The sequence below is a fragment of the Geminicoccus sp. genome (assembly GCF_035556675.1).
GTDB lineage: Bacteria > Pseudomonadota > Alphaproteobacteria > Geminicoccales > Geminicoccaceae > Geminicoccus.
This window is the reverse complement of sequence record NZ_DATMFZ010000155.1, coordinates 21,440-29,437: the sequence shown is the minus strand read 5'-3', so window position 1 is coordinate 29,437 and position 7,998 is coordinate 21,440. Positions and strand designations below refer to the sequence as shown.

The window sequence follows — 7,998 nt, the reverse complement described above, 5'->3', positions numbered from 1 at the left end:
CCGGGTATTCGATCGATCTTACCCGATTGGCCCAGCAGCCCATGACAGTTCGGTTTTTCGTGATTGGGGCGAAATTCAGAAAATTCGATCCATTTCCGCAGCTTCGTCACTGTCGAGTTCATCCAACAGCAGCGGTTTCATCGCCCAAGCGAGTTCTATTGTCTGGAATTCAACCACCGATATATTCCGTTGCGTGAAGACGATGTCGCCACAACGGCAGCGCAGCCGGTCCTGGTCCCGCTGCCGCCGGACATCGCGCCGCTTCGAACCGCTACGCGTCATGGGGGACTTTCGATGAGCAACTACCGTGCGATGGCCGACTGCTTCGAGCCGGCGCAGCACCAGGGTCTGGCCGAGGCCGCGCCCGCCTGGACCGGCCTTGCCGTCGACAGCATCCACGACGCCGTGGTGAGCGCCGCGGTGCTGACCAGCGCCGCCTTCAGGATGCGCGACGAGGGCGCGCTGATCTCGGCGCTGCGTGGTCTGGCCAATGCGGTGGCGGACCTGGAGCTGGCGCATGCCAACGACAATGGCTGATGAGAGCGGCTGACGACAGCGGCTGACGGCAACAGGGCCGCGCCATCGCTCCAACCACTTCCCAGCCCGCTGCGCACCGGCCCGCCCCAAAGCGGGCCGGTGCCGCGTTTTCGGCTTGCCCGCCGTGTCCACCCGTTGCAGTGCAGCGGCGCGTCCCCCACCTGAAGCGCCTGCGGGGGAACTCGAAGGAACGACGCGTTGACGGAAAGCTGGCACGGCACGACGATCCTGTGCGTGCGCAAGGGGCCGATGGTGGTGATGGCCGGCGACGGCCAGGTCTCGCTCGGCCAGACCGTGATCAAGGGCAACGCGAAGAAGCTGCGCCGGGTCGGCGACGGCCAGATCCTGGCCGGGTTCGCCGGGGCCACGGCCGATGCCTTCGCCCTGCTGGAGCGCCTGGAGGCGAAGCTGGAGCGCCATCCGGGCCAGCTCGCCCGCGCCTGCGTGGAGCTCGCCAAGGACTGGCGCACCGACCGCTACCTGCGCCGCCTGGAGGCGATGATGACGGTGGCCGACAAGGACGTCTCGCTGGTGCTGACCGGCCAGGGCGACGTGCTGGAGCCGGAATACGGCGTGATCGGCATCGGCTCGGGCGGCAACTATGCGCTGGCCGCGGCCCGGGCACTCCTGCCCGTGGAAGGCCTGGACGCCGAGGAGGTCGCCAGGCGCGCCATGGCGATCGCTGCCGACATCTGCGTCTACACCAACACCCAGCTCACCGTCGAAAAGCTCATCCTGTCATGACCGCGCTGACCCCCCGGGAGATCGTCTCCGAGCTCGACCGCTTCATCGTCGGCCAGCATGCCGCCAAGCGCGCGGTCGCGATCGCGCTGCGCAACCGCTGGCGGCGCCAGCAGATCGACGAGCACCTGCGCGAGGAGGTGCTGCCGAAGAACATCCTGATGATCGGCCCGACCGGCTGCGGCAAGACCGAGATCGCGCGCCGCCTGGCGCGCCTGGCCCAGGCGCCGTTCCTCAAGGTCGAGGCCACCAAGTTCACCGAGGTCGGCTATGTCGGCCGGGACGTGGAGAGCATCGTCCGCGACCTGGTCGAGATCGCGATCAAGGAGACCCGCGAGCGGATGCGCCGCGAGGTGGCGGCCAAGGCCGAGACAGCCGCCGAGGAGCGCGTGCTCGACGCGCTGGTCGGCGCCCAGGCGTCCAAGGACACGCGCGAGGCGTTCCGCCGCCGCCTGCGGGACGGCCAGCTCGCCGACAAGGAGATCGAGGTCGAGGTCGCCGACCAGCCCGGTGCGGGCATGCCGCTGTTCGACATTCCCGGGATGCAGGGCGCCCAGATGGGCATGGTCAATCTTGGCGACATGCTGGGCAAGGCGCTGGGCGGGCGCACCAAGCGGCGCAAGATGACCGTCGCCCAGTCCTACGAGATCCTGATGGCCGAGGAGAGCGACAAGCTGCTCGACCAGGACGTGGTGACCCGGACCGGGATCAAGGTGGCCGAGCAGAACGGCATCGTCTTCATCGACGAGATCGACAAGATCACGTCCCGCGAGGGCAAGGCCGGCGACGTCAGCCGGGAGGGCGTGCAGCGCGACCTCCTGCCGATCGTGGAAGGCACCTCGGTCGCGACCAAGCACGGCATGGTCCGCACCGAGCACATCCTGTTCATCACGTCCGGCGCCTTCCACCTGAGCAAGCCCGCCGACCTGCTGCCCGAGCTGCAGGGCCGCCTGCCGATCCGGGTCGAACTGGACCCCTTGACCGAGGCTGATCTACGAAGGATCCTTGTGGAACCGGAGGCCAGCCTGATCCGGCAGTACGTGGCGCTGCTCGGCACGGAGAACGTCACGCTGGAGTTCGGCGAGGATTCGATCGATGCGATCGCGCGCCTGGCCGACGACATCAACCGGAGGGTCGAGAATATCGGCGCCCGCCGGCTGCAGACCGTGATGGAGAAGCTCCTGGAAGACGTCAGCTTCAGCGCCACCGACATGGGCGGACAGACCGTCAAGGTCGACGCGGCGCTGGTCCAGGAGAAGGTCGGCTCGCTGCTCGGCAGCCACGACCTGTCGCGCTTCATCCTGTGAAGCGCCGGCACCGGTGAGCGAGGGCGCCCGGGCGGCACTGCTCCGCAAGGCGCAATGCCTTTCCGGCGCCGCCGCCAAGATCCGGCTGGCGGTGCCGGCCGACTTCCCGGCGATCGCCCTGGTCGAGCGGGCGGCGGCACGGATGTTCGCCGGCACCCACATGGAGTGGGCGGTGGACGCGCCGCCGACCGATCCCAGCTGGCTGGCGGCCGCCTGGGGCCGCGGCTGGCTCTGGGTCGCGGTGCTGGCAGCCGATGGGCGGATCGCGGGCTTCCTGATGGCGGCACCTCTGGCCCAGGACCTGTTCGTGCAGGAACTGTCGGTGCACCCGGACCTGCATCGCCAGGGCATCGGCACCGCCCTGCTGGCGCAGGCGGCCGCCGCCGCGCGCAAGGCAGGCTGCGCCGGCATGGCGCTCACCACCGACCGCACCCTGCCCTGGAACGCGCCGTTCTATGCCAGGCTGGGCTTCGTCCTGCAGGAGCGGCCGGCACCGGCGCTGCGCGAGCGGCTGGCCGCCGAGCGCCACGCGGGCATGGACCCCCGCCAGCGCTGCGCGATGCGCCTGGATCTCCGGGAAGCGCCGCCGGATAGGGGCGGAGCTTCCGCTTAGAATACTGGCCGGTGCCTTACGGATGGCACGGCCTTCCCGAACGGGCGCTGCAGCCCTGTCCGCGCCAGTTCCACCGCACGCGCACCGGCGCTCCCTGCCTCATACCGAACAATCCGTCGCGGAGCGCAGGCGCCCGGCCGGAGCCTTGTCCCCGGAGTGCCGCGGGTCGATCCCGGTGGTGGTGATGGTGGTGGGCGAGATGCCAGCTGCTGCCGGGCCTGCTCCGGACGAGTCACAACAACCAGCGTCAACCGAGCCGGCAGCAGCGAGGTTCCGCAGGATGATTATGTTCATCCAGACTCACCACGCAAGAAACCACAGAGAATTCGTTGGACAAGGGCGTCAATGCCGCGCTGGCCAGCGAGGAACACCGACCAATCGCTATGTGATCGAGCGCTGCTTACTGAATGTCAGGTGGGTGGATGCCCGGCCGGTCGGCCGTTTTTCTCCGGATGTTCGGAACGAAGCGCGGGAATCGCCGTTCTAGCGACCAGAGGCCGTGGAAACAGCCGGCTTCCGACCACTGCAACGGGCGGGCCCCGGGCCCGGGAGGATGCTTCATGCGCAAGATGCTCACGATGACGGCTGCCTTCGCATTATTGCTGCTGCCGAGCTTGGCCATGGCACAGGCTAGTGGCGGTGGCGGCGCCGGCGGCGGCACCAGCGCTGGCGGCGATGCTGGCGGCACCGGCAGCGGTGCCGGCACTGGTAATGGCAGCGGTACCGGCACTGGCACTGGCACGGATACCGGCAGCGGCAGCGGCAGCGGCAGCGTCGGGACCGACGGCAATGACAGCGGCAGCGGCGACGCAAGCTCGGATCCGAGCGGCAGCGGTGGGCCTGACAGGGGCCAGGGCACGGCAGGCGGCAACGGCACCACGACGGATCCCGCAGGCCCGGCCGACACTGGTGCCGCCACTGGCCAGTCCACTTCTCCGCCGAGCGATCTCGGCACCGGCGACTGCGCGCCGGGTGCGGTCGGCTGCGAGGACGGCGCGACCCCGTAATCCCGGCTTTCTCCGAGGCCCCGCCCGACCCACGGTCGGGCGGGGCCTTGCCGTTCAGGCTCAGGCCGTCTGGCTGGAGCGCTGCAGCCGGCCGGCGATGAACCGGGCCAGGAACGGTCCGAGCAGCAGGACCAGCAGGAAGCGCACGGTCTGCAAGGCCATCACGAAGGCTAGGTCGACATCGCTGGACGCCGCGATGATCGCCACCGAATCCATGCCGCCGGGACTGGTCGCCAGATAGGCCGTCAGCGGATCGATCCCGACCTGCCAGGTGAGCAGGGCGCCCAGTGCCGCCGAGAACGCCATCAGCGCCAGGATCGAGACCACGATCTGCGGCAGGGCGCGCGCCGCATGGCGCAGGATCCGGCGGGTGAAGCCCAGCCCGATGCTCCAACCGAGCACGGCATAGCTGATCGCCAGCAGCCATTCCGGCAGCACCAGCTCGACTAGGCCGAAGCCGTTCAGCAGCGCTGCCAGGACCATCGGCAGCAGGAGTGCGCCGGCCGGGAACCGGGTGAGCCTGCCCAGCGCCACGCCGCCGAACGCGATCAGCAGGGTGAGCAGGAACTGCGCCGGGTCGAGCGGCGGGAACCACACGATCGCCGGCAGCGTCGCACCGGACGTGTCGACCCAGAACCGCGCCACCAGGGAGGCGGCAGCGGCGACGAACACCACCCGCAGATATTGCATGAACGCCACCAGCCGGGCATCGGCGCCATAGGCCTCGGACATCAGCATCATGGCCGAGGCGGCACCGGGCGAGGAGCCCCAGACCGCCGTGGTACCCGGCAGGATCCGGCTGCGGCTCATCAGCCAGCCGAGCGTGCTGCTGGCGGCCACGGTCGCGGCCACCACCGCCAGGAACAAAGGCCAGCGTGCGAGGAACAGGTCGAGGAACTCGGCATGTACGGCCGCGGCGATCATGCAGCCGATGATGCCCTGCGCCGCCCAGTAGGGCAGGCGCGGCACGTGCAGGGCCGTGCCGTTCACGCCCAGCACCGCGCCGGCCAGCATCGGGCCCAGGAGCAGGGCCGCCGGCAGGCCGAACCATTCGAGCAGGGCCGCCAGCAGGGCGGACAGGACCAGGAGGACGGTCCAGTGCAGCAGCAGGTGCCGCCGCATGGCCGGCAGGTAGCGCGACAAGGGCATCGATCTCCGCACGGTCCAGGCGGACCGCTGGCCCCAGATGCGCCCTCCGGCCGGCCCCGGCAAGCCGGGCGTGACGCCGATGCTCAGGCCGCGCGGTTGCGCAGGCGCTGGGCGTAGACGTTGATGACCAGCGCCAGGAGCAGGATCAGGCCGCGGATCAGCACCTTCAGGAAGCTGTCGATGTCGATATGGTCCAGGCCGTTGTTGAGCACGCCCAGGACCAGGAGGCCCAATATGGTGTTGGGGATGCCGCCCTGGCCGCCGAACAGGCTGGTGCCGCCCACCACCACCGCGGCGATGGAATCGAGCAGATAGTCGTCGAACTCGTTCTGCTGGGCGCTGCCGTAATAGGCCACGCCCAGCATGCCGGCCACGCCGCAGCAGACCGCCGAGATGATCATCACCGCGGCGATCACCAGCTTGACGTTGACGCCCGAGAACTCGGCCGCCTCGCGGTTGCCGCCCACCATGTACACATAGCGGCCGAAGCGCGTGTAGGTGAGCACCAGGTGGCCCACCAGCAGGAACAGGCAGGCCACCACCACGATGGAGGGGAACGGCCCGATCGAGCCGGAGCCCAGGAAGCGGATCGGGTCGGGGATGGCGTAGGCGATCTGGCCGCGCACCAGCAAGGCGGAGATGCCGGCACCGATCTGCATCATGGCGAGCGTCATGATGAAGGACGGAATGCCGATGATGGTGACGCCCACGGCGTTCACCGTGCCCAGCGCAAAGGCCGCCATGAGGGCGAACAGGATCGCGACCACGCCCGGCATCGGCACGTTCGCGATGTTCACGTAGGTTTCCTGCAACGTGAAGTAGGCGAGCACGATGCCCACCGCGTTCGCGATGCTCGCCACCGACAGGTCGATCTCGGCGGTCAGGATCACGAAGGTCAGGCCGGTCGCGATGATCGCGGTGATCGAGACCTGGCGCATGATGTTGCCGAGATTGTCGAGCGTCGCGAACGACGGCGCCATCAGGCTGAACACCAGGCACAGGAACAGGAGGGTGACCAGCGGCGCGAGATTGGTCAGCCGGCTGGCCACCCAGCGGCCCACACCGCCGCCCTCACGCCCCGCCGCACTCGCCACATCAGCATTCATGGGATCCGACTTCCTTCAGGCGGCCGCGAGCAGCTGGTCCTTGCTGACGCCACGCTCCGCGAATTCCTGCGCGATCTGGCCCTTGCGCATCACCAGGATGCGATCGGCCATGGTCAGCACCGTCTCGGGCTCGGCGGAGGCCACCACCACCGCAACGCCCTTCTCCTTCAGTCCCTTGACGATCTTCACCACGTCGTCCTTGGCGCCGACATCCATGCCCTTGGTCGGCTCGGACAGGACCAGGAGGCGCGGCAGATGGGTCAGCCAGCGGGCCAGCGCCACCTTCTGCTGGTTGCCGCCCGACAGCTTGCGCACCTCGGGCTCCACCGAGAACGGGCGGATCCGGAGCGCATCGACATGGCCCTGCGCGATCCGGCGCTCCTCGCCCGGCTTGAGCAGGAGGCGGGAGATCCGCTCCAGGATGCTGATCGAGATGTTCTTGTAGACCGGCTCGTGGCCGAACAGCATGGCGCGCCGGCTTTCCGGCACCAGTGCGATCCCGGCTTTCTTGGCATCCGCGGTGCTGCGCAGGCGGATTTCCTGGCCACCCATGCTGACCGTGCCGCCATGCAGCCGGGCCTTGCCCATCAAGGCCCGGGCGAGCTCGGTCTGGCCCGAGCCCATGAAGCCGTACAGGCCCACCACCTCGCCGGCCTTCACGTCGAAGCTCACGTCGGTGAAGCTGCGCGGCCGCGACAGGCCGCGCGCCGAGAACATCACCGGGGCGTCCTTCGGGCTTTCCAGCCGGATCTCGCCCAGCATGGCGTCGGCCAGCTCATGGTGGCCGGCCCCGATCATCTGCTCGATCACCCAGGCCTTGTCGACCGAGGCGGCATCGACCGTGGCGACCTTGCGGCTGTTGCGGAACACGGTGACCCGGTCCGAGACTTCCAGGATGTCCTCCAGGAAGTGCGAGATGAACACGAAGGTGGTGCCCTTGGCCTTGAGCCGGCCCAGCACCTCGAACAGGTGCTTCACCTCGGGCGGGGACAGAGCCGAGGTCGGCTCGTCCAGGATGACGATGCGCGCGCCCGAGAACAGGACCCGGCCGATCTCGATGAGCTGCTGCATCCCGATCGGCAGGGTGCCGGTCTCGCGGGTGGGATCGATGTCGATGCCCAGCAGCTGCAGATGCTCGCGCGCCTCGCGCTTCATCCGGCCCCAGGAGACGACGCCCAGCCCGTTGGTCGGCTGCACGCCCAGGAACACGTTCTCGGCCACCGAGAGCTGCGGGACGATCGACAGCTCCTGGTGGACCATGCCGATGCCGGCGGCCAGCGCGTCGCGGGCGGAGCGGAAGTTCACCGCCTGCCCGTCGATGCGCATCTCGCCGTCATAGCCGTGATGGACGCCGGCGATGATCTTCATGAGCGTCGACTTGCCGGCGCCGTTCTCGCCGACCAGCCCATGCACCTCGCCGCGCCGCAGGTCGAAGTCGATCCCGGTCAGTGCCGTCACGCCGCCGAAGCGCTTGCCGATCCCGACCATTTCCAGGATCGGGGTTTCCTTGCCTTCGCTCATCGCGCGATCCGGCCCTG

The 7,998-nt window shown here is 69.0% G+C and carries 9 protein-coding genes; 5 read left to right on the top strand and 4 right to left on the bottom strand.

Annotated elements, in window-relative coordinates:
- Window positions 1-75: 75 nt before the first annotated feature.
- Window positions 76-282, bottom strand: coding sequence for a hypothetical protein (locus tag VNS22_RS11745; protein WP_325732604.1), 207 nt, complete (start codon window positions 280-282; stop codon window positions 76-78).
- A 12-nt stretch (window positions 283-294) separates the two neighbouring features.
- Between VNS22_RS11745 and VNS22_RS11740 the strand changes: the two genes are divergently transcribed.
- The 5 genes from VNS22_RS11740 to VNS22_RS11720 all read left to right on the top strand — a co-directional run bounded on the left by VNS22_RS11740 (window position 295) and on the right by VNS22_RS11720 (window position 4,205).
- On the top strand, window positions 295-537 hold the full coding sequence (locus VNS22_RS11740) for a hypothetical protein (RefSeq protein ID WP_325732603.1): 243 nt from the start codon (window positions 295-297) through the stop codon (window positions 535-537).
- Between the two features lie 198 nt (window positions 538-735).
- Complete coding sequence (gene hslV / locus VNS22_RS11735; RefSeq protein ID WP_325732601.1) at window positions 736-1,281, top strand: ATP-dependent protease subunit HslV; 546 nt, start codon at window positions 736-738, stop codon at window positions 1,279-1,281.
- Entirely contained in the window at window positions 1,278-2,585 is a 1,308-nt protein-coding gene (hslU, locus tag VNS22_RS11730) for an ATP-dependent protease ATPase subunit HslU (protein ID WP_325732600.1), read from the top strand. The genes hslV and hslU overlap by 4 nt, the downstream gene beginning before the upstream one ends.
- A 13-nt stretch (window positions 2,586-2,598) precedes the next feature.
- Entirely contained in the window at window positions 2,599-3,198 is a 600-nt protein-coding gene (locus VNS22_RS11725; RefSeq protein WP_325732598.1) for a GNAT family N-acetyltransferase, read from the top strand.
- 560 nt (window positions 3,199-3,758) lie between these two features.
- Window positions 3,759-4,205: a hypothetical protein gene (locus VNS22_RS11720; protein WP_325732596.1), complete on the top strand. Its 447-nt coding sequence runs from the start codon at window positions 3,759-3,761 to the stop codon at window positions 4,203-4,205.
- A gap of 60 nt (window positions 4,206-4,265) precedes the next feature.
- Here VNS22_RS11720 and VNS22_RS11715 read toward each other — a convergent pair whose 3' ends face one another.
- From VNS22_RS11715 to VNS22_RS11705, 3 genes are all read right to left on the bottom strand, one after another.
- Window positions 4,266-5,354: an AbrB family transcriptional regulator gene (locus tag VNS22_RS11715; protein ID WP_414653344.1), complete on the bottom strand. Its 1,089-nt coding sequence runs from the start codon at window positions 5,352-5,354 to the stop codon at window positions 4,266-4,268.
- 83 nt (window positions 5,355-5,437) lie between these two features.
- A complete protein-coding gene (locus VNS22_RS11710) occupies window positions 5,438-6,460 on the bottom strand; it encodes an ABC transporter permease (protein ID WP_325732590.1) in 1,023 nt (340 codons plus the stop codon).
- Window positions 6,461-6,475: 15 nt separating this feature from the next.
- Window positions 6,476-7,981: a sugar ABC transporter ATP-binding protein gene (locus VNS22_RS11705; RefSeq protein WP_325732588.1), complete on the bottom strand. Its 1,506-nt coding sequence runs from the start codon at window positions 7,979-7,981 to the stop codon at window positions 6,476-6,478.
- Window positions 7,982-7,998 lie beyond the last annotated feature (17 nt).

Excerpts from the sequence above, each read along its gene's own strand:
- VNS22_RS11705 (WP_325732588.1), bottom strand. The coding sequence starts at position 7,981 with ATGAGCGAAGGCAAGGAAACCCCGATCCTGGAAATGGTCGGGATCGGC.
- VNS22_RS11740 (WP_325732603.1), top strand. The coding sequence starts at position 295 with ATGAGCAACTACCGTGCGATGGCCGACTGCTTCGAGCCGGCGCAGCAC.
- VNS22_RS11710 (WP_325732590.1), bottom strand. The coding sequence starts at position 6,460 with ATGAATGCTGATGTGGCGAGTGCGGCGGGGCGTGAGGGCGGCGGTGTG.
- VNS22_RS11715 (WP_414653344.1), bottom strand. The coding sequence starts at position 5,354 with ATGCCCTTGTCGCGCTACCTGCCGGCCATGCGGCGGCACCTGCTGCTG.
- VNS22_RS11720 (WP_325732596.1), top strand. The coding sequence starts at position 3,759 with ATGCGCAAGATGCTCACGATGACGGCTGCCTTCGCATTATTGCTGCTG.
- VNS22_RS11745 (WP_325732604.1), bottom strand. The coding sequence starts at position 282 with ATGACGCGTAGCGGTTCGAAGCGGCGCGATGTCCGGCGGCAGCGGGAC.
- hslU (WP_325732600.1), top strand. The coding sequence starts at position 1,278 with ATGACCGCGCTGACCCCCCGGGAGATCGTCTCCGAGCTCGACCGCTTC.